Source organism: Foliimonas ilicis (genome assembly GCF_039939195.1).
Lineage (GTDB): Bacteria > Pseudomonadota > Alphaproteobacteria > Rhizobiales > Rhizobiaceae > Foliimonas > Foliimonas ilicis.
Window position 1 is genome coordinate 244,458 of record NZ_JBDUUH010000003.1, and the last position, 20,407, is coordinate 264,864.

The 20,407-nt window shown below is 59.3% G+C and carries 19 protein-coding genes; 13 read left to right on the plus strand and 6 right to left on the minus strand.

Translation table 11 applies throughout. The features are described 5' to 3' along the window. The first annotated feature begins 1 nt into the window (after position 1). The 8 genes from ABFT80_RS09285 to ABFT80_RS09320 all read left to right on the plus strand — a co-directional run bounded on the left by ABFT80_RS09285 (position 2) and on the right by ABFT80_RS09320 (position 8,030). Complete coding sequence (locus ABFT80_RS09285; protein ID WP_347971614.1) at positions 2–1,177, plus strand: branched-chain amino acid ABC transporter permease; 1,176 nt, start codon at positions 2–4, stop codon at positions 1,175–1,177. After that, positions 1,177–1,962 carry an ABC transporter ATP-binding protein gene (locus ABFT80_RS09290; protein ID WP_347971615.1) on the plus strand — a complete coding sequence of 262 codons (786 nt, stop codon included), beginning with the start codon at positions 1,177–1,179 and terminating at the stop codon, positions 1,960–1,962. The genes ABFT80_RS09285 and ABFT80_RS09290 overlap by 1 nt, the downstream gene beginning before the upstream one ends. After that, the gene (locus ABFT80_RS09295; protein WP_347971616.1) at positions 1,955–2,656 is read left to right on the plus strand and encodes an ABC transporter ATP-binding protein; all 702 of its coding nucleotides are present in this window, start codon (positions 1,955–1,957) and stop codon (positions 2,654–2,656) included. Before ABFT80_RS09290 ends, ABFT80_RS09295 begins: the two co-directional genes overlap by 8 nt. 322 nt (positions 2,657–2,978) lie before the next feature. Beyond that, positions 2,979–4,253: a flavin-containing monooxygenase gene (locus ABFT80_RS09300; RefSeq protein WP_347971617.1), complete on the plus strand. Its 1,275-nt coding sequence runs from the start codon at positions 2,979–2,981 to the stop codon at positions 4,251–4,253. A gap of 192 nt (positions 4,254–4,445) precedes the next feature. Continuing rightward, complete coding sequence (locus tag ABFT80_RS09305) at positions 4,446–4,862, plus strand: RidA family protein (RefSeq protein WP_347971618.1); 417 nt, start codon at positions 4,446–4,448, stop codon at positions 4,860–4,862. Between the two features lie 5 nt (positions 4,863–4,867). Then, positions 4,868–5,539, plus strand: a complete 672-nt coding sequence (locus ABFT80_RS09310) for a DUF1028 domain-containing protein (protein WP_347971619.1) — start codon at positions 4,868–4,870, stop codon at positions 5,537–5,539. 14 nt (positions 5,540–5,553) lie between these two features. Further along, positions 5,554–7,044, plus strand: a complete 1,491-nt coding sequence (locus ABFT80_RS09315; RefSeq protein WP_347971620.1) for an aldehyde dehydrogenase — start codon at positions 5,554–5,556, stop codon at positions 7,042–7,044. Between the two features lie 50 nt (positions 7,045–7,094). Then, positions 7,095–8,030 (plus strand): LysR family transcriptional regulator, encoded by a 936-nt coding sequence (locus tag ABFT80_RS09320; RefSeq protein ID WP_347971621.1) that lies wholly within the window; start codon positions 7,095–7,097, stop codon positions 8,028–8,030. Between the two features lie 6 nt (positions 8,031–8,036). Here ABFT80_RS09320 and argE read toward each other — a convergent pair whose 3' ends face one another. After that, positions 8,037–9,194 carry an acetylornithine deacetylase gene (gene argE / locus ABFT80_RS09325; RefSeq protein WP_347971622.1) on the minus strand — a complete coding sequence of 386 codons (1,158 nt, stop codon included), beginning with the start codon at positions 9,192–9,194 and terminating at the stop codon, positions 8,037–8,039. Positions 9,195–9,432: 238 nt separating this feature from the next. Here argE and ABFT80_RS09330 point away from each other — a divergent pair, with 238 nt between their 5' ends. The 3 genes from ABFT80_RS09330 to ABFT80_RS09340 all read left to right on the plus strand — a co-directional run bounded on the left by ABFT80_RS09330 (position 9,433) and on the right by ABFT80_RS09340 (position 13,179). Beyond that, complete coding sequence (locus tag ABFT80_RS09330) at positions 9,433–11,502, plus strand: oxidoreductase (RefSeq protein ID WP_347971623.1); 2,070 nt, start codon at positions 9,433–9,435, stop codon at positions 11,500–11,502. Between the two features lie 100 nt (positions 11,503–11,602). Further along, on the plus strand, positions 11,603–12,505 hold the full coding sequence (locus ABFT80_RS09335) for a DMT family transporter (protein WP_347971624.1): 903 nt from the start codon (positions 11,603–11,605) through the stop codon (positions 12,503–12,505). Positions 12,506–12,582: 77 nt separating this feature from the next. After that, complete coding sequence (locus tag ABFT80_RS09340) at positions 12,583–13,179, plus strand: DUF922 domain-containing Zn-dependent protease (protein WP_347971625.1); 597 nt, start codon at positions 12,583–12,585, stop codon at positions 13,177–13,179. Position 13,180: 1 nt separating this feature from the next. Here ABFT80_RS09340 and ABFT80_RS09345 read toward each other — a convergent pair whose 3' ends face one another. The 5 genes from ABFT80_RS09345 to ABFT80_RS09365 are packed head-to-tail and all read right to left on the minus strand — an operon-like array spanning position 13,181 to position 18,426. Continuing rightward, positions 13,181–14,434 (minus strand): MFS transporter, encoded by a 1,254-nt coding sequence (locus ABFT80_RS09345; protein ID WP_347971626.1) that lies wholly within the window; start codon positions 14,432–14,434, stop codon positions 13,181–13,183. Between the two features lies 1 nt (position 14,435). Beyond that, a complete protein-coding gene (locus ABFT80_RS09350) occupies positions 14,436–14,888 on the minus strand; it encodes a MaoC family dehydratase (protein ID WP_347971627.1) in 453 nt (150 codons plus the stop codon). A 15-nt stretch (positions 14,889–14,903) separates the two neighbouring features. Further along, the gene (locus ABFT80_RS09355) at positions 14,904–15,320 is read right to left on the minus strand and encodes a Zn-ribbon domain-containing OB-fold protein (RefSeq protein WP_347971628.1); all 417 of its coding nucleotides are present in this window, start codon (positions 15,318–15,320) and stop codon (positions 14,904–14,906) included. Beyond that, positions 15,320–16,477 (minus strand): thiolase family protein, encoded by a 1,158-nt coding sequence (locus ABFT80_RS09360; protein ID WP_347971629.1) that lies wholly within the window; start codon positions 16,475–16,477, stop codon positions 15,320–15,322. The genes ABFT80_RS09355 and ABFT80_RS09360 overlap by 1 nt, the downstream gene beginning before the upstream one ends. Continuing rightward, positions 16,474–18,426: an acetoacetate--CoA ligase gene (locus ABFT80_RS09365; protein ID WP_347971630.1), complete on the minus strand. Its 1,953-nt coding sequence runs from the start codon at positions 18,424–18,426 to the stop codon at positions 16,474–16,476. The genes ABFT80_RS09360 and ABFT80_RS09365 overlap by 4 nt, the downstream gene beginning before the upstream one ends. A gap of 162 nt (positions 18,427–18,588) precedes the next feature. Between ABFT80_RS09365 and ABFT80_RS09370 the strand changes: the two genes are divergently transcribed. Together ABFT80_RS09370 and ABFT80_RS09375 are read left to right on the plus strand one after the other, a co-directional pair. Beyond that, positions 18,589–19,194: a TetR/AcrR family transcriptional regulator gene (locus ABFT80_RS09370; protein WP_347971631.1), complete on the plus strand. Its 606-nt coding sequence runs from the start codon at positions 18,589–18,591 to the stop codon at positions 19,192–19,194. Between the two features lie 23 nt (positions 19,195–19,217). Beyond that, entirely contained in the window at positions 19,218–20,396 is a 1,179-nt protein-coding gene (locus ABFT80_RS09375; RefSeq protein WP_347971632.1) for an acetyl-CoA C-acetyltransferase, read from the plus strand. The last annotated feature ends 11 nt before the right edge of the window (positions 20,397–20,407 follow it).

Sequence of the window (20,407 nt, forward strand, 5' to 3'; positions counted from 1 at the left end):
CATGCAGCAGGACATCGCTTCATCCGCATCGCCAAGCAAATCCACGGCGGTCGCATTCACCATCGGCGCGCAGCTTGTCGGCGCGGTTTTCCTCTATCTCATATTGAAGGCTGAAGGCGGATTGCAGATCGTCGGTCTGCTTGCGCTGCTCGGGCTAGGCTTCTTCGTTCTTGAAAAGCAGCCGTGGATTGCCGAGCAGGCGATGGCGAGCTTTGCCCGCGTCCCGCTGGTTTCAATAATCACCGCAGGCATCATCGTCATCGGATTTCCGTTTGTCGTCGGGTCCAACACCTACGTTCTGCATCTCCTGATCGTGGCGCAGCTTTATGCTGTTCTGGCGCTGGCGCTGAACTTCCAACTTGGCAGCGCCAACATCCCGAACTTCGCGACGGGTGCTTCCTATGGCATCGGCGCTTATGTCTCGGCGCTGCTGGCGGTCAATTTCGGCGTCAGCTTCTGGCTTACCCTGCCGATAGCAGCGCTTGCAGCAACGCTGTTCGGTTTCATCATCGGTATTCCGTCGATGCGAACTCGCGACACTTATCTGGCGCTGGTCACCATCGCCTTCGGTGTCGTGGTCCATCAATTGCTGAATAATTTCGAATGGACCGGCGGTCCGAATGGCCTTGTCGGCATTCCCGCGCCAAGCCTTTTCGGTCATTCTTTTGCTGATCCGCTCGTTATTTTCGGCTGGAAACTGCCGAGCCAGGCGAATTTCTACTACCTTTCCGCCGTACTGGTGGTCATTGCGATCGTCACCGCGCATCGTCTCCACTCTTCGCGGATCGGCCTTGCGTGGAATGCGTTGCGTGCCGATGAAATTGCGGCCAAGGCGCAAGGCATCAACGTTTCCTGGTACAAGGTTCTGGCCTTCGCGGTCGATGCGTTTCTCGCGGCATTCGCCGGTACGATCTACGCCTTCTATGTGTCCTACATTTCGCCCGACAATTTCACCTTCCTCGTCTCCGTCACGATCATGACGATGGTCATCGTCGGCGGCATGGACAATATTTTCGGCGTCATCGTCGGCGCGTTCCTGCTGACGATTCTGCCTGAAAAGCTGCGCGCCTTCTCCGATTACCGCCTGCTGTTCTTCGGCGTGGTGATCATCGGCTTCCTCATGATCCGCCCGCAGGGATTGTTCCCGCAGCGCATGCGCCGTTATGGAGGCGAATAGTGACTACGCTTCTGAAAGTTGAAAATGTAACTATGCGCTTCGGCGGCTTGGTTGCATTGAACGATGTGAGCTTTTCGATCGACAAAGGCGCGGTTCTGGCCGTCATTGGCCCGAACGGAGCAGGCAAATCGACGCTCTTCAACGTCGTGACCGGCGTCTACAAGCCGACATCGGGGCGCGTGACGTTTGATGGCACGGAAATCACCGGACGTCCATCCTACGAGGTGGTCGAGCGCGGTATTGCCCGGACGTTCCAGTCGTCGCGCCTGTTTTCCGATCTGAGCGTGCTCGACAACGTCATCATCGGAATGCACACGCGCACGAAAACCGGCGTTCTGACCGCACTGTTCTGCCCCGGCGCTTCGCGCCGCGAGATGAATGAATGCGTTCAGAAAGCCGAGTCCTTGCTGAAGCTTGGTTCCGGAGATCTCTACGAGCAGCGTTATCGCCCTGCCGGAACGCTGGCGCAGGCCGATCGCCGCAGGCTCGAAATCGCACGTGCGCTTGCCTCGCAGCCGAAATTGCTCCTGCTCGACGAACCATCCGTCGGCATGGATGAAACGGAAACCGATGCGCTCATCTCCGACATCCAGCGTCTCAAGGCAGAAAACCCCGATCTGTCGGTCATTCTCATCGAGCACGATATGCGCGTCGTCGATGCGTTTCCGCAGCATGTAATGTGCATCGACTATGGAAGTCGTATCGCCGAGGGCGATTACGCCGCTGTGCGCGCCGATCCGCGCGTGCAGGAAGCCTATCTCGGAAAGGCCGCAGCCCATGCTTGAGCTGAAGGATGTCGATACCGCCTATGGCGCGGTGCCCATGCTGCGCAATGTGGTGATGAACGTTCAGGCAGGCGAACTCGTCTGCCTGCTCGGGCCCAATGGCGCGGGCAAGACGACGACCTTCATGACCGTGTGCGGCGTCGTGCGCGCGCAACGCGGCAAGGTCAGCGTCATGGGCAAGGACATAGGCGTATTAGGTACGGAAAATCTCGCCTCACTCGGCGTCGGCCTTGTGCCGGAAGGGCGACGTCTGTTTCCCGGGCTGACCGTTCTGGAGAATCTTCGCCTTGGCTATGATGCAGTATCGGGCCGCGGCCCGAATTTCGAGCCGCAACTCGACAAGATGTGCAATCTTTTTCCGCGCATCCGCGAGCGTTTGCGTCAGGTGGCGGGAACGCTGTCGGGCGGCGAGCAGGCGATGGTCGCACTGGCGCGTGCCCTGATAGGCGAGCCGAAACTGGTGGTTATGGACGAACCTTCGCTTGGTTTGTCACCGAAACTCATCGGCGAATATTTCGAGATCACGCAGGAAATCCACCGCCGCGGAACGACGATCCTGTTGATCGAGCAGAACGCCGAAATGGGTCTCAGCATCGCTGATCGCGGTTACGTGCTGGTCAAGGGCAAGGTCGCGCAGGAAGGTCCGGCGAAGGAACTTTTGTCCTCGAAAGTGGCGAAGAGCCTTTATCTGTAGCGTTGCGATCCTGCGCGGGCAATCACATACGGCACGGCCACTCCGCCTCGATTTGCTCGGCACCTCTCCCCCTCAGAAGGGGAGAGGAAAGGCCATCCGCAAGGTTGGCACCCTTCCTCTCCCCCGTCGATCGGGGGAGAGGTGGCTCGGCGAATCCGAGACGGAGTGGGGGTCGAATTCCCAATACCCCCCGGCATTTAGGGACAAGCTAACCGTTGCCACAAAAAATCGTAATTTTCGCGGCCCAACCCCTCCATTACATCAATAATCAGGCCGAAAATGCATCCGCAGACCTCTCGGATGGCCAGAAAGGGACGCAGAAATGTCAGTTGAGAAGATAGACACGCTTGTAGTTGGCGCTGGCCAGGCAGGGGTGGCTATGAGTGAGCATCTGGGCAAAAGCGGCGTTCCTTATCTCGTGCTCGAGCGGGACCGGATTGCCGAACGCTGGCGTTCGGGACGCTGGGACTCGCTGGTCGCGAATGGCCCCGCATGGCATGATCGTTTCCCGGGAATGGAGTTTCCGGGCGCTGCTCCAGACGCCTTTGTAGGCAAGGAGAGCGTTGCGGATTATTTCGTTGCCTATGCAGATAAGATTTCTGCCCCCATCCGCTGTGGCGTGGATGTAAAGGAAGTGCGCAGGAATGTCGGCCGTCCCGGCTTCCGTGTCGAAACCTCGGAAGGCGTGATCGAAGCCAGCAACATCGTTGCTGCCACCGGACCTTTCCAAAGCCCTATCATCCCACCCGTCGTGCCTGAAGATGCGGGCCTGATGCAGATCCATTCAAGCTCCTATCGCAATCCCGGTCAGTTGCCGGAAGGCGCGGTTCTGGTGGTCGGTGCGGGGTCTTCGGGCGTTCAGATCGCCGACGAACTTCTGCGCTCGGGCAAACGCGTTTACCTCTCGGTCGGCCCGCATGACCGTCCTCCGCGCGCCTATCGTGGCCGTGATTTCTGCTGGTGGCTGGGGGTTCTCGGCAAGTGGGATGCCGCGACGCCGGGGCCTGGTACGGAGCATGTAACGATCGCGGTGAGCGGTGCGCGCGGCGGTGAGACGATCGATTTCCGTCGCCTTGCCGGGCAGGGGATGATCCTTCTTGGCCGGACGGAAGATTATAAGAACGGTGTGTTGAATTTCGCACCCGATCTCATCGAGAATCTTGCGCGCGGCGATGCCAATTACATGTCGCTGCTGGATGAGGCCGATGCCTATGTTGTTCGCAACGGCATCGATCTTCCAGAGGAGCCCGATGCGCGCAAGATCGAACCGGACGCGCAATGCGTGAGCGATCCCATTCGTGATCTGAACCTGGCAGACGCTGGCATAAACTCCATCATCTGGGCGACGGGCTTCACGGTGGATTATAGCTGGCTGAAGGTTGACGTGTTCGACGAAAAGGGCCGCCCAAAACATCAGCGCGGCGTGTCGGCCGAGCCCGGAATTTATTTCCTTGGATTGCCGTGGCAGTCGCGGCGTGGGTCCGCCTTTATCTGGGGCGTCTGGCACGACGCCAAATATCTGGCGGACCATATCTCCACGCAGCGCAAATATCTTGAATATCATGAGTCCGCGAAGCAGCAGCTTCAGGAGGCTTGAGGGTTAGGGGCGCGTCTGATTAGGCGCGTCCTTAGCAAGGCAAAGAAATACTATTCTTCAAAGTTTTTGAGCGCTGTGAAAACATTGCCGCAACATGCGGAGTGTGATTGCAGCGCTTTTTGCAGATGGACCCGTTGGGCAGCTATTGGCACAACGGATCCTAGATTTCGAGCCGACCCGATGGAGACCAGAATGGCGCACGACCGAATTCGCAAATTCAATACGAAAGAGACGTATCCCGAGCAGAAGCTGGACAACGATCTTTGCCAAGCGGTCGTGACGCGGGGCGGCAAGACTGTCTATCTGCGCGGCCAGTGCCCGCAGGATCTGGATACGGCCAAGAACATCGAAAGCCACGACCCGGTCGAGCAGACCCACAAGGTCATGCAGAACATCAAGCAACTCATCGAAGAGTGCGGCGGCACCATGGAGCATCTCGTCAAGGTCGTCGTCTACATCACCGATGTACGCCACCGCGAGGCCGTCTATCGCACCATGGGCGAGTACATCAAGGGTGTGCATCCGGTATCGACGGGCCTCGTCGTTCAGGCGCTGGCCCGGCCCGATTGGCTGGTCGAAATCGACGGCACCGCCGTCATCCCGGACTGAGTCGCATGACATTCTCCATCGTAGCACGCTGCAGCCAGACAGGTATGTTTGGCGTCGCAGTCTCGTCGTCATCGCCAGCCGTTGCAGCACGCTGCGCTTATGCGCAGGCTGGTGTCGGTGCCGTGGCAAGCCAGAACATCACCGACCCGACTTTGGGCACGCGGGGGCTGGAGCTTCTGGCGCGAGGCGCGTCTGCCGCGGAAGCCGTCGCGATCCTGAAACGTGCCGATTACAGCGAATATCGTCAGGTTCTGGCGGTTGATGCGACAGGAATGAGCGCGATCCATTCGGGGCCGAAAGCGCTCGGTATCTGGTCCGAAGCGCGCGCGGAGAACGTTGCATGCGGCGGCAATCTTCTGGCCAATGACGGCATTCCGCAGGCCATGGTCGACGCGTTTCTGGCATCCGAAGGCCATCTCGGCGACCGCCTGATTGCAGTGATGCGCGCGGCTCTCAAGGCTGGCGGCGAGGCCGGTCCGGTTCGGTCCGCCGGTATGAAGCTGGTTCGTGACGTTTCATGGCCGGTCGCGGATTTGCGGTGCGACTGGACCGAGGAATGCCCGATCGAGCAGGTCGCGATGTTGTGGGAACTCTACAAGCCGCAGCTCGACGCCTATGTGACTCGCGCAATCAATCCATCGGATGCTCCGAGCTACGGCGTACCCGGCGACGAATAAGGACAGGGACCGTCATGAGCGAACTCAGCCACAAGGACTGGATCAGCAAGGCGGCCGCGATCCGCTTTCGCGACAAGGCTTTCATCGACGGAAAATACGTGCCGGCACGGTCTGGCCGGACCTTTGCCAGCATCAATCCGGCAACGGGCGAGACGCTGGCAGAGGTTGCTTCATGCAGCGAAGAAGATATCGAACTGGCAGTCGCGGCGGCGCGGCGCAGCTTCGATTCCGGCGTATGGTCCCGCGCCAAGCCCGCGCATCGCAAGGAAGTGCTGCTGCGCTTAGCGCAATTGCTGCGCGAAAATCTGCATGAGCTTGCCCTGCTGGAATCGCTCGACATGGGCAAGCTGGTCAATGACGCATCGACCGTCGATGTGCCCGGTTCAGCGGCAATCTTCCAGTGGTACGGCGAGGCGATCGACAAGATTTATGACGAAGTGGCTCCGACAGGCGAGGGCGATCTCGTGCTCGTTCGGCGTGAACCGCTGGGCGTCGTCGGCGCGGTCGTGCCGTGGAATTTCCCGCTCGACATGGCGACGTGGAAATGCGCGCCGGCACTTGCTGCGGGCAATTCCATCGTGCTGAAGCCCGCCGAGCAATCACCTTTCTCCGCACTTCGTCTGGCAGAGCTTGCGATGGAGGCGGGACTCCCCGCCGGTGTTCTCAACGTCGTGCCTGGCCTTGGCGAGACTGCCGGGCAGGCGCTCGGCCGCCACATGGAAGTGGATTGCCTTGCCTTCACCGGTTCGACCGCTGTCGGCAAGCTGTTTCTGCAGTATTCCGGCCAGTCGAATATGAAGCAGGTCTGGCTGGAAACCGGCGGCAAAAGCCCGAACCTCGTCTTTGCCGATTGCAACAATCTCGATGCCGCTGCCGACATGGCCGCCTTCGGCATCTTCTTCAATCAGGGCGAGGTTTGCTCGGCCAATTCACGGCTGCTGGTTCAGCGCAGCATCAAGGATGCGCTGGTCGAAAAGCTGGTGGAACGCGCCGCTTCCATGCAACCCGGCGATCCGCTCGATCCGGGTTCCAAGATGGGCGCGATGGTCGATTCCGGCCATACGGCAAATGTCATGCGCTTCATCGAAGCGGGTAAAAAGACCGCGCGGCTTGTCGCGGGCGGCGAGCAGGTGACGGTGAACGGTCGCGGAAGCTTCGTGCAGCCGACGATCTTTGACGATGTGACGCATCAGGATGTGTTGGCGCGCGACGAGATATTCGGGCCGGTTCTGTCGATCATCGCCTTCGATGACGAAGAAGAAGCAATCCGCATGGCCAATGACAGCCCCTATGGGCTGGCTGCGTCGCTGTGGACGGACAGCCTTTCGCGCGCCCATCGCGTGGCGGCAAGGCTGCATGCTGGCACAGTTTCGGTGAACACCGTCGATGCGCTGAGCCCGATGACGCCATTCGGCGGTTTCAAGCAGTCCGGCTTCGGTCGCGACCTGTCGCTTCATGCGCTCGATAAATATACCGCATTGAAAACCACCTGGATCAAGTATTGATAGGGCGCGTGGGCTTGATCGTTCCTCGCAAACGAGCAACATAGAGGCCCATGCCCCTACGCTTTACGCTCAGACAATTGGAATATTTCGTCGCCGTGGGCGAAGCTGGCAGCATTGCCAAGGCGGCCGAGCAGGTGAATGTCTCGCCGCCGTCGATTTCGGCCTCCATCGCGCAGCTCGAAGCCGAGTTCGGCATCCAGCTTTTCGTGCGCAAACACTCGCACGGCCTGTCGTTGACGGCAGGCGGACGGGTGTTTTTGAAGGAAGCGGCACGCCTGCTGGTCGACGCGGATGCGCTGCACGACATTGCGGGCGATATTGCCGAGCGCGTTCGTGGGCCACTGGCGGTCGGTTGCCTGCTGACTTTCGCACAGATCGTGCTTCCGGCACTTCGAACAAAATTCGAAACCGTCTATCCCGATGTCCGTGTCAGGCAATTCGAGCGCAATCAGGGGCAGTTGCTGGAAATGCTCCAGCGCGGCGAAGTCGATCTGGCGCTCACATACGACCTCGAACTCTCGCAGGATTTGACTTTCGAGCCACTCATATTGGTGCCCGCCTATGTCATGCTGCCGGCACTACACCGTTTCGCGACCAAAACCTCGATCACCCCGGAAGAGCTTGCAGACGAGCCTATGGTGCTTCTCGATCTGCCCTTCAGCCGGGAATATTTCCTATCCGCCTTTCAGCAAAGGGGATTGCGCCCGAACATTGCCGAGCGCACGGGCGACATAGCGGTCATGCGCTCAATGGTGGCAAACGGATTTGGGTACGGCATTGCGAATATGCGGCCGCTGAACACGCTGGCGCCCGATGGAAAACCGCTGGTCTTTGTGCCGCTCGCGGGTGACCTTCGGCCGCTGACAATGGGCATTGCACTGCCTAACGCAGAACACCGTACCCAGACGGTGCAGGCGTTCATCGAGCACTGCCGGCGCTTCGTCGTGGAACAGGGCGTTTTCGGCAGCGAACGGGTTGTCGAATAGGGCTTCTTACAGCCCGCCTTCGACGAGTCTCTCCAGAAGCTTGTCCAGCATCTCGTCGCACCGCCCCATCTGCTCGATGCTGACGAATTCGTCCGGCTTGTGACCCTGCGCCATAGAGCCCGGTCCGCACACCACGGTCGGCGTTCCGAGATCGCGGCTGAACAAGCCGCCTTCCGTGCCGAATGCCACCTTGATCGTGCCATTCGCGCCGGTCAGCGATTTCACGAAGGCGACAGCCTTTGAATCGGTCGGCGTATCGAGGCCGGGGTAGGTGTTGAAGATGTTGATGTCGATTGCTGCCTCGGGCGCGATTTGCGATGCCTCGGACACGATGCGTTCCGCGCCGCCCTTGATGCGATCCATGATCTCTTTTGGATCGTCAGCGGCGACGTTGCGGATTTCGAAATCGATCTGGCAGTGATTGGGAACGATGTTCAGCGCAACGCCTGCATTCATCTTGCCTACGTGCACCGTGGAATAAGAGATGTCGTAGTCGCCGTCACGCGCGCCTTCTTCGACAAGCCGCGCCTGCTCATCGCGCAGGAAATTGACGAAATCGCATCCGAGATGAATGGCGTTCAGCGCAAGCGGGGCCAGCGCCGAATGGCCTTCGCGGCCCGTACAGATCGCGCGCGCGCCGACTTTTCCCTTGTGGCCGGTGGCGACCTGCATGTTGGTCGGCTCGCCGATGATGCACAAAAGCGGCTTTTGGGGTGCCGCTTTCAGCATGTCGATCAGGCTATGCACGCCGAGGCAACCAAGTTCCTCATCGTAGGAAAGTGCCAGATGCAGCGGCGTCGCCAGCTTCATCTTCGACGCCTTGATGCAGGCGGCGATGGCCGCGGCGACGAAACCCTTCATGTCGGCAGTGCCGCGCCCATAGAGAAGCCCGTCGCTTTCGGTCATTTCGAAAGGGGGCTTCGTCCAGTTCTGACCGTCGATCGGCACGACGTCAGTGTGACCGGAAAGCATGATGCCGGAAACATCGTCCGGTCCGACAGTCGCGTAGAGATTGGCCTTCGTGCCTTCGTCGTTTGCGATGATGGTGGAAGGTATGCCATGCGTTTCCAGCAATTTCGCAACGAAATTGATGAGATCCAGATTGGAATCCCGGCTGACAGTCGGAAAACCGATCAGTTTCTCTAGAATTTGAATGCTGTTCATGCGTGGAAATCTCACTTTCTAATCATGCCTGTCTAACACGATGCGCGCGTTTTTCTAAAGGCGCATTGCCGCATTTCGGGCAGTTTTCGACGATTAGGCGGTTCCTAAGCGGTGCGGAAGAAATCTCTAGTTTCTCGCCGCGCGCCTCACCATAAGAGTAGGCTAAATTGATCCAACCCAACGGCCTCCGTGCCGAACCGCATGTCGTTCGAACAGCGGTTCCAGGAAGGGAAAATGCATGCGTGACTCCAGGTACGACATTCTGTTCGAACCCATGAAGATCGGACCGGTCACCGCGAAGAACCGCTTCTATCAGGTGCCGCATTGCAATGGCGGCGGCTATCGCGACCCATCGGCTGCGGCAGAAATGCGACGCATGAAATCGGAAGGCGGCTGGGGCGTCATCTTCACCGAACAGACCGAGATGCACCATACGTCCGAGATCACGCCGTTCATCGAGTTGCGGCTCTGGGACGATGCGGACATCCCCATGCTGGCGAAAATGTCCAAGGCGATGAAGCAATATGGCGCGCTGGCCGGTATCCAGCTCGCCTATTCTGGCATCAACGGACCGAACCTCTATACGAAAGAAGTGCCACGCGGACCGAGCGCCTTGCCGATCCGCACTTTCACGAACGATCCGGTTCAGGCGCGCGCCATGGACAAGCAGGACATCAAGGATCTGCGCCGCTGGCACCGAAATGCGTTTATTCGCGCCAAGCAGGCAGGGTTCGATCTGGTTTGCCTTTACGGCGCGCATGGCTTCGGCATTATCCAGCACTTCCTGTCCACGGCGACGAACCAGCGCACTGACGAATATGGCGGCTCGCTGGAAAACCGCTCGCGGCTGATGCGCGAACTCATCGAGGAGGGGCGCGACGCCATCGGTGATACATGCGGCCTGACTCTGCGGCTTTCGCTGGACGAGATGATTGGGGAGCTCGGTTTTGCGAATTCCGAAGTGCGCGACATGATCGAAATGCATGCCGATCTGCCGGACCTTTGGGATCTGGCGCATGGCGCGTGGGAAGACTGCTCCGGCCCGTCGCGGTTCAAGGAGGAGGGCGCGCAGGAAGACCTCGTTTCCGGCATCAGGAAACTGACGTCCAAGCCGGTCGTCGGCGTTGGTCGCTTCACGTCGCCGGATGTGATGGTCAAGATGATCAAGTCCGGCACACTGGACTTCATCGGCTGCGCACGGCCTTCGATTGCCGATCCTTTCCTGCCGAAAAAGGTGGAAGAGGGCCGCATCGAAGACATTCGCGAATGCATCGGCTGCAATATCTGCATTACCGGCGACATGACGATGTCGATCTCGCGCTGCACGCAGAACCCGACCTTCATGGAAGAATGGCGCAAAGGCTGGCACCCGGAGCGCATGCAGCCCAAGGGCGATAGCGAAAGCGTTCTCATCGTCGGTGCCGGTCCAGCCGGACTGGAAGCCGGACGTGCACTGGGCTTGCGCGGCTATCAGTTGGCGATTGCCGAGGCAGGAACTGAACTAGGTGGGCGCGTTGCGCGCGAATGCCGTTTGCCGGGGCTTTCGGCCTGGGGCCGCGTTCGCGATTATCGCCAATACCAGCTCAGCCAGATGTCGAATGTCGATATCTATTTTGAAAGCCGTCTTTCGGCGGAAGACATTCTGGCCTTCGGTTTCGAAAACATCGCGATTGCAACCGGGTCCGCATGGCGGCGCGACGGCGTTGCGCGCGCTCACGTCATTCCGATGCCGATGGATCAGGAGATGCCGATCTACACGCCGGACGATCTGATGGATGGTGATGTGCCAACCGGCAACATCGTGCTTTTCGACGATGATCACTACTATATGGGCGGCGTTCTGGCGGAACTCATGGCCAGAAAAGGCGCGAAGGTAACGCTCATCACGCCATCGGCTTACGTTTCCGACTGGACGCGAAATACGCTGGAGCAGGGCGCTATCCATCGCAGGCTGGCCGATCTGGGCGTCGAAATCGTGCTGAACCGCACCGTGACGCGTGTCGTTTCCGGCGGTGTCGAGACGGCATGTGCTTATACCGGTGCCGGGCGCGCATATGGTGCCGATGCCGTGATTCTGGTGACGTCCCGTCAACAGGACGACAGCGTTTGGCGTGAACTTCAAGCTCGGCGCGAGGAGTGGGTCGACAACGGTATCCGCTCGATCAAGGTGATCGGCGACGCCGAGGCGCCCGGCCCGATTGCCTGGGCGACCTATGCGGGTCATCGTTATGCGCGCGAACTGGACGAGGCCGATATTGGCGATGCGCTGCCATTCCGCCGCGAGATAACGGCACTAGCAGCAGATTAAGGGCGCTCGGAACCTTGTAGTCCAGAGGATATGATGGGTGGCGCAAAGCCTGGCTTTGTGCGACGAGCACCCAACATATTCTCAAGCGCGAATTACACCAATGTCCGACAATTCATCGTCTTCGGTCACGCCGAATGTTCGTCTCGGCATCGTACTCATGCTGCTCAGTATGCTGATGTTCGCGTTGAACGACACGATGGGCAAGTGGCTGGTCTCGACTTACACAGTCGGCCAGCTCGTGCTTATCCGAAGCCTAGCCGCGCTTGTCGTTCTGTCTCCGCTTTTCTGGAAAACCGGCACCAAGAAGCTGTTTCTGGTGGAGCGACCGGGCCTGCATCTTCTTCGCGCATTCCTTTTCGCCTTCGAGGCTTGTGCTTTCTATTTCGCGGTCATCTACATGCCGCTTGCCGACGCAATGACCTATTGGCTGGCGGCTCCGATCTATGTCGCGGCCGTCTCGCCGCTGTTTCTGGGCGAAAAGGTCGGCTGGCGTCGATGGACGGCGATCATTCTGGGTTTCGTCGGTGTAATCGTCGCGCTTGAGCCCTCCGCGCAGACATTTTCATTGCCGGCGCTGCTTTCGTTGGCAGGCAGCCTCGCCTTTGCAATGGCAATGGTGCTCGGCCGTTCATTGCGGGCGGCATCCGACGCTACGCTCGTGTTCTGGCAGGCGGCGGGAGCGGTGGTGTTTGCGGGATTGATGCTTTTGTTCGGCGTTTCCGAGTGGGTTCCCGTTGGGCCGCTCGATCTGAGTTTCCTCTGTATGCTCGGTGTCGTATCGATGTTGGCGCATCTACTGGTCAACCGTTCGCTGAAGCTTGCAGACACGTCTACGGTCGTGCCTTTGCAGTACACGCTGCTCATCTGGGGCATCATTTTCGGCTGGGCAATCTTCGATGATCGTCCACGCTTCGCAATGCTCGTCGGGGCATTGATCATCGTTGCCTCCGGCCTTTTCATCTTCTTCCGCGAGCAAAAACTCAGACGCGACGGCAAGCTCTGAAAACCGTAGTTGCATTGAAAGAAGCGTCTCTTGTCCGTAAGTCTGTGTGCAATGGCTTATCGGACGACAGGATTCGTATGAAAACGGGCGTTGGAATTTTGGTGCTTGCGGCGTGTTTCGTCTTGTCGCCGATGGCCGCATGGGCCAACTGGAAAGCGGTCGAAAAGGTCGAGACTTACTCGATAACCGGCAAATCCGGTCCCGAACTCTACGCCTCGATCGGCGAGCGCGGGCCGAAAGCCAGCGTTGGCCGGGCGATTGCGCATACGAATTTCAAGCTGACATGGATACGCGATTACCAGCCGCAAGGCGATGGCTGCACGCTGGTTACAGCGCGGCCAAAGCTCACCATCACATATATGCTTCCCAAGCCGTCGCAAAAACTGCCCGCGCCGATCAAGCGAAACTGGGACACTTTCATCGCGGGCGTCGAGGCGCATGAGATTGTGCATGGCGACCAGATCAAAGACATGGTGAAGGCAATCGAGGCGACCAGCGTCGGCCTTTCGGTTCCAAACGACCCCAACTGCACCAAGGTCAGGGAGGAGCTACAGCAGCGGCTGGGCAAGCTTTCCATGGAGCAAAGGCAGCGCAGCCGTGACTTCGATCGCGTTGAACTCAGCAATGGCGGCAACATCCACCAGCTTATCCTGAACCTCGTAAATGGCGGGTAGTTCAGCGCTTCCCGTTCGCGAGGCGAAGCGATGCGGGGCTCTTGCGCAGTTTGAGCATGGCTATCGTGCCGATGATCGGGCCGGGCGCGAGAAACAGGAACGTCCAGCGCCATCCGCCGAGCAGATCGGCCAGATGCGGCATCAGCCAGATGACGAATATGGTGAGCGCGAAGCCGAGTCCCAATTGCAATGATAGGGCAGTACCCACGAATTCGCGCTGACCGAGTTCGGTGACCGCTGCTGAGAATTGCGCTGAATCGCCGATTATCGTTATGCCCCAGACGATGGCGACTGTAGCGATCAGCCATATCGGCCCGCCATAGACGAAGCACATCGCGATTGCGCATGCGCCGGAGATCATCATGAAACCGGCGGTGGTGGCTGTGCGCCCGTAACGGTCGGACAGGAGCCCGCCAGCAATACATCCGACGACGCCGGACGCGATTGCGGCAAAGGTTACGAGTGATGCGAGGGCGGCGGATGGACCGGAAAACAGTTCGATGGAGCTGCGGAGATAAACGAGAAGCCACGCCCACATCGCGTAAAGCTCCCACATGTGGCCGAGATAGCCGACATTGACCAGAAACAGGTTTCTGTCTCGAAAGACGATGCCGATCTGTGCAGGATTGAAGATCGCCCGCCCGAATGGATGCGGACCTTCCTTGGCGAAAAGCAGAAAGCAGAGCGCGCCGATAAGTGCGGCGACACTTGAAAGGCTGATGACCAGCGTCCAGTCGAGCGACTGCGCCAGGCTTCGAAAGAGATGCGGCAGCGACGAGCCAAGTGTCAGCGCGGCAATCACCGCGCCGAGCGCCAGACCGCGATTGCGCACGAACCATGTCGAGACGAGTTTGAGGGCAGGCGGATAGACCCCGGCCAGCGCTACGCCGGTCGCGATGCGGCATGCGACGGCACCGGCAGGGCCGGGCTCGAGCAGCAGCATGGCGTTTGCAAGTGCGGCAATCGCCGCCGAAGCGGCCATCAGCCGGTTCAGCCTGACGATGTCGGGGAGGTTGACGAAACTAGCCAGCAGCGCACCGGTAACGAAGCCGATTTGCACACCGTTCGTCAGCCAGCCAACTGCCGTATCCGACAGCGACCATGCGACTTTCAGTTCGGGTGTGACGGCAGTCGCGGAAAACCATGTCGTCAGAGAAAAGACTACCGCAACGCATAAAACGCCAAGCACGATCCAGGGATTTTCACCCCGGACCGCGGTTGAAACTTCAGCTTTTATGGGCCGCGACGCGGACATTTCAGTTCTTTGCGAGCGCAACGGTGAAAACGGTAGCAGTACCAGTCAGGCAGACTTCACCGGCTTCATTGCGAACGCTGGTTTCGATCTTGCAGATAGGCTTGTCGTCGCGAACGTCCTTGATTTCGACACGCCCGGTGATTTCTTCATCGACGCCGACGGCCTTCACGAATTTCCATTCAACACCGAGAAATACGGTGCCGGGGCCGGGCAAATCTTCTGCCACGAGCGCGTTGAGAATGCCGGATGTAACGCCGCCCTGCACGATGAGTTTGCCGAATACAGAGGCTTCCGCCAGCGCGCGATCATAATGAAGCGGGTTGTGGTCTCCGGTCATCTCGGAAAAGGCTTCGATGTCTTTCATGCTCGTGCGGCGCGAGCGCTCGGCGAAATCACCGACTTTCGGCTTGCCCTTGATCACGCCGGCCCAGCCGTCTTTCACAGTCTCATTCATTCAAATTGCCTTTCTTCAGATTTTGGTTCGTTCGAATGCGGGGAGAGTTCGCCCGCCGATTTTTGTGGGTTTCAATTTCACAGGATCACCGACGGTGAGGTTTCCTTCTGCCGGTTCATGAATGAAGCTGAGCATGGTCGGCCCCTCGGCCAGTTCCACCAGCCCGACCGTGAAGGGCGCGATTGGCTGCCAGCCGGGATGTCCGGGCTTGTGAATTACGGAGAATGATTTGAGGCGGCCGGAGCCGGAGGCATCTTTCCAGCGCAGCCAGTCGCTCCAGCAATGCGGGCAGACCGGGCGAGGGTAGAACACGGACTCTCCGCAATCGTCGCAATGCTGGATGATCAGGCGGCCCTGCGAGGCGGCTTCCCAGAAGGGAGCAGTCAAGGCCGTAATCGTCGGGCCGGGCGTTTTCAGAAGATCGAAATCCATCAATCCGCTCCCAATATCAAAGCTGTGGCTTCGCTCATCGTCGCGCCGTTTCCGGTGATCAGAGCGGTGCTCGCGTTTGCGATCTGGCGACCGGCTGCGTCGCCGCGAAGCTGGCGAACCGCCTCGACGATGTGGGTCATGCCGCCGGCAAGGTCGGGCTGGCCGAAGCCGATCTGGCCGCCATGCGTGTTGAGCGGGGCATCGCCGGAATAGCCGAGATGGTGATCACGGACCCATTTGCCGAAATCGCCGGGTGCGCAAAGTCCGGCATCCTCGATCGTCGTGGCGACCATGATCGTGTAGCAATCGTAGAGCGACAAAAGGCTCATTTCCTTTGCCTTCGTGCCGGACTGCGCAAATGCGCGCGCCATCGCATCTTTCAGCGGGCCGGATGTCAGGCTGGGTGCCTGCGACACGGCGCGATGCGTGACCTTTTCGCCCGCACCCAGGAGATGCACCGGCGGTTTTTTAAGTTGGCGCGCCCGTTCGGACGAAACGACGATGATCGCCTCGCCACCTGCAACCGGCATTACGATCTCATAAAGATGGAGCGGTGAGGCAACCATTGGCGATGCGAGCACATCGGCGATCGTCGCTGGCTTGCCGTAGAAAATCGCATCCGGGTTCGATTGCGCATTGTGGCGGGCAGCCGCTGCGATGGCTGCGAAATCTTCCGCAGTCGAGCCGTATTGCGCCATGTGCGCCTGCATAAGAAGCGCATAGGACGTGTTGGCGCCGGAGGCCCCGAAAGGCACGTCGAATTCGCGGATCGGATTGCGATTGGGCGAGCGCGGCGGGTTGTCGTCGCGCGCATTGGCAAGCACACAGAGCACCGTATCGCACATGCCGGACTGGATAGCGGCGGCGGCGCGCCAGACCATGCCGGCGCCCGAGGCACCGCCAAGATCTACGACGTTTGCCATGGTCGGTTTGAGGCCGAGATATTCCGCGATCGTCGCCGGTACATGCTGAGGCGTCTCGCCCACCTGCGGGCCGACGAGCAGGCCGTCGATCTCACCTGGATGAATGCCTGCATCGATTGCGGCAAGCTTTGAAACCTGTGCGATAAGCTCCAGCGTGGTGACGCCTTCGGTGCGGCGCACAGGCTTCAACTCGCCGATGCCGGCAATCGATGCGTTCCAATGCGACCGCCTCATGCCGCGTGGCTCCTGTCGAGCGCGCCATATTCGGTGAGGCATTCGGGGTTGGCCAGCGAGCCGAGATTCTTGACCACGCCGCCTTCCAGAACGGTGCGGGCGGCACCTTCGACGCGTTTGCCGTTCAACGTGTAGGGCACGGCATGGACTGCATGAATGCGATGCGGAACATGGCGGGGCGATGCCTGTTCGCGAATTCGGCTGCGAATATTTTTCGCGAGTTCTGGGGACAGAGCGACGTCATCCTTGAGCTTGATGCAGAGCACAATTTCCTCATCGCCGGAGATCGGCGCGCCGAAGACAAGGCAGTCTTCGATCTCTTTGAAATATTCGCAGGCTGCGTAGATTTCTGCCGTACCGATGCGAACGCCGCCCGGCTTCAGGGTGGTATCGGAGCGTCCGTAGATGACGGCGGAGCCGTTCGGGGTGAGTTCGGCAACGTCGCCATGTGTCCATATTTCGCGACGCGCGTCGAAATAGGTGTTCATGTAGCGCTCGTAGCCGCCATCGCCCCAGAATGTGATCGGCATTGACGGGAAGGGCTCCGTGCAGACCAGATCGCCCTGACTGCCGATGACCGGCGCATTACGGTCGTCCATCACTGCGACGGCCAGGCCGAGACCCTTGACGGTCAACTCGCCGCGCCGGACGGGGTGCAGTGGCGAGCCCAGCATAAAGCATCCGATGATTTCCGTGCCGCCCGAAATCGACGCGAAAATCATGTCCTTTTTAATCGCGTCGTAGACCCAATCGAACTGATGCGGGGAGACGGGCGCACCTGCCGACAGGACGGATTTCAAGGCGGAAAGATCGTGCCATTCACCTGGCTTGTAGCCCTCATCGGCGAGCACTGCGAGGTATTTGGGGCTTGTGCCGAAATGCGTGATCCGCGCCTTTTCAGCGACGCTCCAGAGAGGCGTTACGTCGAGACCGAGTGGTGTCTTGAGGATCGGCGCGCCGTCGTAGAGAACGACAGTTGCACCGCAGGAGAGGCCGGAGATTACCCAATGGTACATCATCCAGGCGGTGTTCGTGTACCAGCTCAGCACGTCGCCTTGCTGCACATCCCCATGCAACACATGCTCCTTCATATGCTGGAGGATGACCCCGCCGACGGAGTGAACGATGGCTTTTGGCGCACCGGTCGTGCCGGACGTGTAGAGAACATAGACGGGATGCGAAAAAGGCACGCGCTCGAATTCGAGCGGTGCGTCGCTGCCGAAAGCCTCATTGTTGTGGAGCGAAATGCCGGTCGGGAGGCTGAGTTCGGCATCGCCGGTAGTGACAACATGCTGTAATCCGGGCATGCCGGAGGCGATCTCGACAATACGTGACCCGATGTCGTGAACCTTGCCGCCATAGAGATAGGTCGGGCTGGCAAACATCACTTTGGGTTTGATCTGACCGAGACGGTCCAGAATGGCGATGACGCCGAAATCGGGCGAACAGGACGACCATGTTGCGCCAATCGCGGCGGTTGCCAGAAGGGCGACGAGCGCTTCGACGCGGTTCGGCAAAATCCCGGCGACGCAATCGTCTTTCGTGACGCCGGATTGCCTGAGGCCGTTTGCGACACGCGCGACCATCGCCCGCAATTCGCCGCGCGTGATCGTGCGATAGGAGCCTGCTTCATCCGCTTCGATCAATGCCGTGTCGGCATCCTCGCCGCGCATAAGAAGGTTTTCCGCCATATTGAGTCGGGCTTCGGGGAAAAATTTCGAACCGGTCATCGGCCGCTCGGCATCGTAGACGAAATCGATGCTGCCGCGCTCGCCAATGACTTTCGTGAAGTCCCAAAGCTTGCGCCAGAACGTGCCCTTGTCGGCAATCGACCAACTATGCAGCGCATTGTAGTCGTGCGGATCGAAGCCGCATTCTTTCGAAAAGCGCGCGAGATTGCTGGATTCGAAGCGCGAAGGATCGGGCTTCCAAAGGATTTCTGATGACAATTCGACCTCCCACAGCCACAACGGAAATATATGTTGCAAAGTACTGACCGATCGGTACAATTTATAAAACCGTCCATTCTGTCAATCGAAAATCGTTCACTTGCTGTCAGACGAGGCGTTGGGTTAGGCAAGGTTGTGGAAAATTAAGCGAGCGGGAATCCGATGACGAAAAATGCGGCTGGCAAACTTCGCACTGAAGACGTTTCAGACACGAAGCGATTGATCATGTCTGTGGCGGCCAAGCTCTTTGCGGAAAAGGGCTATGGAGGCGCTGGCATCAGCGAAGTGGGCGATGCGGCAGGATTCGGAAAAGGCGCGCTCTACTATCACATCAAGTCGAAAGAAGACCTGCTCTTCGACATCATGACGGTCTACATGATCGACCTGATCGAGGCGGCGCGGTCCATAGAAGAAGCGGAAGGCACGCCCCAGGATCAGGTTTTTGCACTCAGCCGCAGCTTCATGGAAATCATGTTCGCAAGCCGTCCGGAGATGACGGTCTGTTTCCGCGAAGTGCATGCGCTGAGCGAAGGCAGGCGCAAGGACGTGCTTTCGCTGCATTCCGAATATCAGGAAATCTGGGTGCACGTTCTGGCGCGCGGCACTGAGATTGGAACGTTCAGGCAAATGACCAAGATCGAAATCAAGGCGCTGCTCGGCATGTATTTCTACAGCTTCCTGTGGGTGCGCGCCGATGGGCCGATCACCATCGAATCCATTGCCGACAGTTTTACAGGCATCGTGCTGCGTGCTGCCGGGAGCGCCTGACACAATCTCATGCGGAGGAAATAATGCGGGAAGAAATCGTCATCGTTGCTGCCAAGCGCACGCCGATCGGCAAGCTGAATGGCAGCCTGTCCGGGCTTTCCGCAGCCGAACTCGGTGCGATGGTGATTTCCGCGCTGCTTGAAGAAACCGGTCTGGAAGGCGGCCAGATCGATGAAGTCATAATGGGGCAGGTTTTGACCGGGGGAGCAGGGCAGAACCCGGCCCGTCAGGCAGCCCTTCGTGCCGGAATTCCCGTCAACGTGCCTGCAATGACCGTCAACAAGGTTTGCGGCGCGGGGCAGAAATCGATCCATCTTGCGGCTCAGGCCATTCAGTGCGGCGATGCCGATATTGTCGTGGCTGGCGGTCAGGACAGCATGTCCACCGCTCCCCATCTTCTTTACGGCCTGCGGGGCGGCGCGCGCATGGGCGATCAGACGGTCAAGGATTCCATGATCGTCGACGGTCTTTGGGATGCATTTCACGATGTCCATATGGGCACGACCGCAGAGCACCTCGCGCGTCGCTATCAGATCACACGGCGCATGCAGGATGAGTTTGCGGCGGCATCGCAGCGCAAGGCGCGGGATGCCGTTTCGCGCGATAGTTTCCGGGACGAAAAGATCGTCGTTCCGATCGAGACGCGAAAGGGGAAGATTTCCGTCGAGGCTGATGAGCATCCGAATGCTGGAACGACAGTCGAACAGTTGGGCGGCTTGCGGCCGGTTTTCGCCAGCGAGGGTACGGTAACGGCCGGCAATTCTTCAGGGCTGAATGACGGCGCGGCGGCACTGGTGGTCATGTCGGCCAAGCGCGCCGACCAACTCGGACTTTCACCTCTGGCGCGCATCGCGTCTTACGCTTCCGCCGGTGTCGAGCCGATGGATATGGGGCTTGGCCCGGTCGCCGCATCCCGCAAGGCGCTTGAACGCGCGGGATGGGCCTCGAGCGATCTCGACCTGATGGAAATCAACGAGGCGTTTGCCGCTCAGGCCATTGCCGTAAATCGCGAAATGGGTTGGGACACCGGCGCGATCAACGTCAATGGCGGCGCGATTGCGCTCGGCCATCCCCTGGCTGCTTCAGGTTGCCGGATCGTCGTGACCTTGTTGCATGAAATGATGAAGCGCGATGCGAAAAAGGGCTTGGCTTCATTGTGCATCGGAGGCGGTTTAGGCGTCGCGCTATGTCTTGAACGCTGATCCGCAGGGCA

Excerpts from the sequence above, each read along its gene's own strand:
- ABFT80_RS09285 (WP_347971614.1), top strand. The coding sequence starts at position 2 with ATGCAGCAGGACATCGCTTCATCCGCATCGCCAAGCAAATCCACGGCG.
- ABFT80_RS09295 (WP_347971616.1), top strand. The coding sequence starts at position 1,955 with ATGCTTGAGCTGAAGGATGTCGATACCGCCTATGGCGCGGTGCCCATG.
- ABFT80_RS09300 (WP_347971617.1), top strand. The coding sequence starts at position 2,979 with ATGTCAGTTGAGAAGATAGACACGCTTGTAGTTGGCGCTGGCCAGGCA.
- ABFT80_RS09305 (WP_347971618.1), top strand. The coding sequence starts at position 4,446 with ATGGCGCACGACCGAATTCGCAAATTCAATACGAAAGAGACGTATCCC.
- ABFT80_RS09310 (WP_347971619.1), top strand. The coding sequence starts at position 4,868 with ATGACATTCTCCATCGTAGCACGCTGCAGCCAGACAGGTATGTTTGGC.
- ABFT80_RS09315 (WP_347971620.1), top strand. The coding sequence starts at position 5,554 with ATGAGCGAACTCAGCCACAAGGACTGGATCAGCAAGGCGGCCGCGATC.
- ABFT80_RS09320 (WP_347971621.1), top strand. The coding sequence starts at position 7,095 with ATGCCCCTACGCTTTACGCTCAGACAATTGGAATATTTCGTCGCCGTG.
- argE (WP_347971622.1), bottom strand. The coding sequence starts at position 9,194 with ATGAACAGCATTCAAATTCTAGAGAAACTGATCGGTTTTCCGACTGTC.
- ABFT80_RS09330 (WP_347971623.1), top strand. The coding sequence starts at position 9,433 with ATGCGTGACTCCAGGTACGACATTCTGTTCGAACCCATGAAGATCGGA.
- ABFT80_RS09335 (WP_347971624.1), top strand. The coding sequence starts at position 11,603 with ATGTCCGACAATTCATCGTCTTCGGTCACGCCGAATGTTCGTCTCGGC.
- ABFT80_RS09340 (WP_347971625.1), top strand. The coding sequence starts at position 12,583 with ATGAAAACGGGCGTTGGAATTTTGGTGCTTGCGGCGTGTTTCGTCTTG.
- ABFT80_RS09345 (WP_347971626.1), bottom strand. The coding sequence starts at position 14,434 with ATGTCCGCGTCGCGGCCCATAAAAGCTGAAGTTTCAACCGCGGTCCGG.
- ABFT80_RS09350 (WP_347971627.1), bottom strand. The coding sequence starts at position 14,888 with ATGAATGAGACTGTGAAAGACGGCTGGGCCGGCGTGATCAAGGGCAAG.
- ABFT80_RS09355 (WP_347971628.1), bottom strand. The coding sequence starts at position 15,320 with ATGGATTTCGATCTTCTGAAAACGCCCGGCCCGACGATTACGGCCTTG.
- ABFT80_RS09360 (WP_347971629.1), bottom strand. The coding sequence starts at position 16,477 with ATGAGGCGGTCGCATTGGAACGCATCGATTGCCGGCATCGGCGAGTTG.
- ABFT80_RS09370 (WP_347971631.1), top strand. The coding sequence starts at position 18,589 with ATGACGAAAAATGCGGCTGGCAAACTTCGCACTGAAGACGTTTCAGAC.
- ABFT80_RS09375 (WP_347971632.1), top strand. The coding sequence starts at position 19,218 with ATGCGGGAAGAAATCGTCATCGTTGCTGCCAAGCGCACGCCGATCGGC.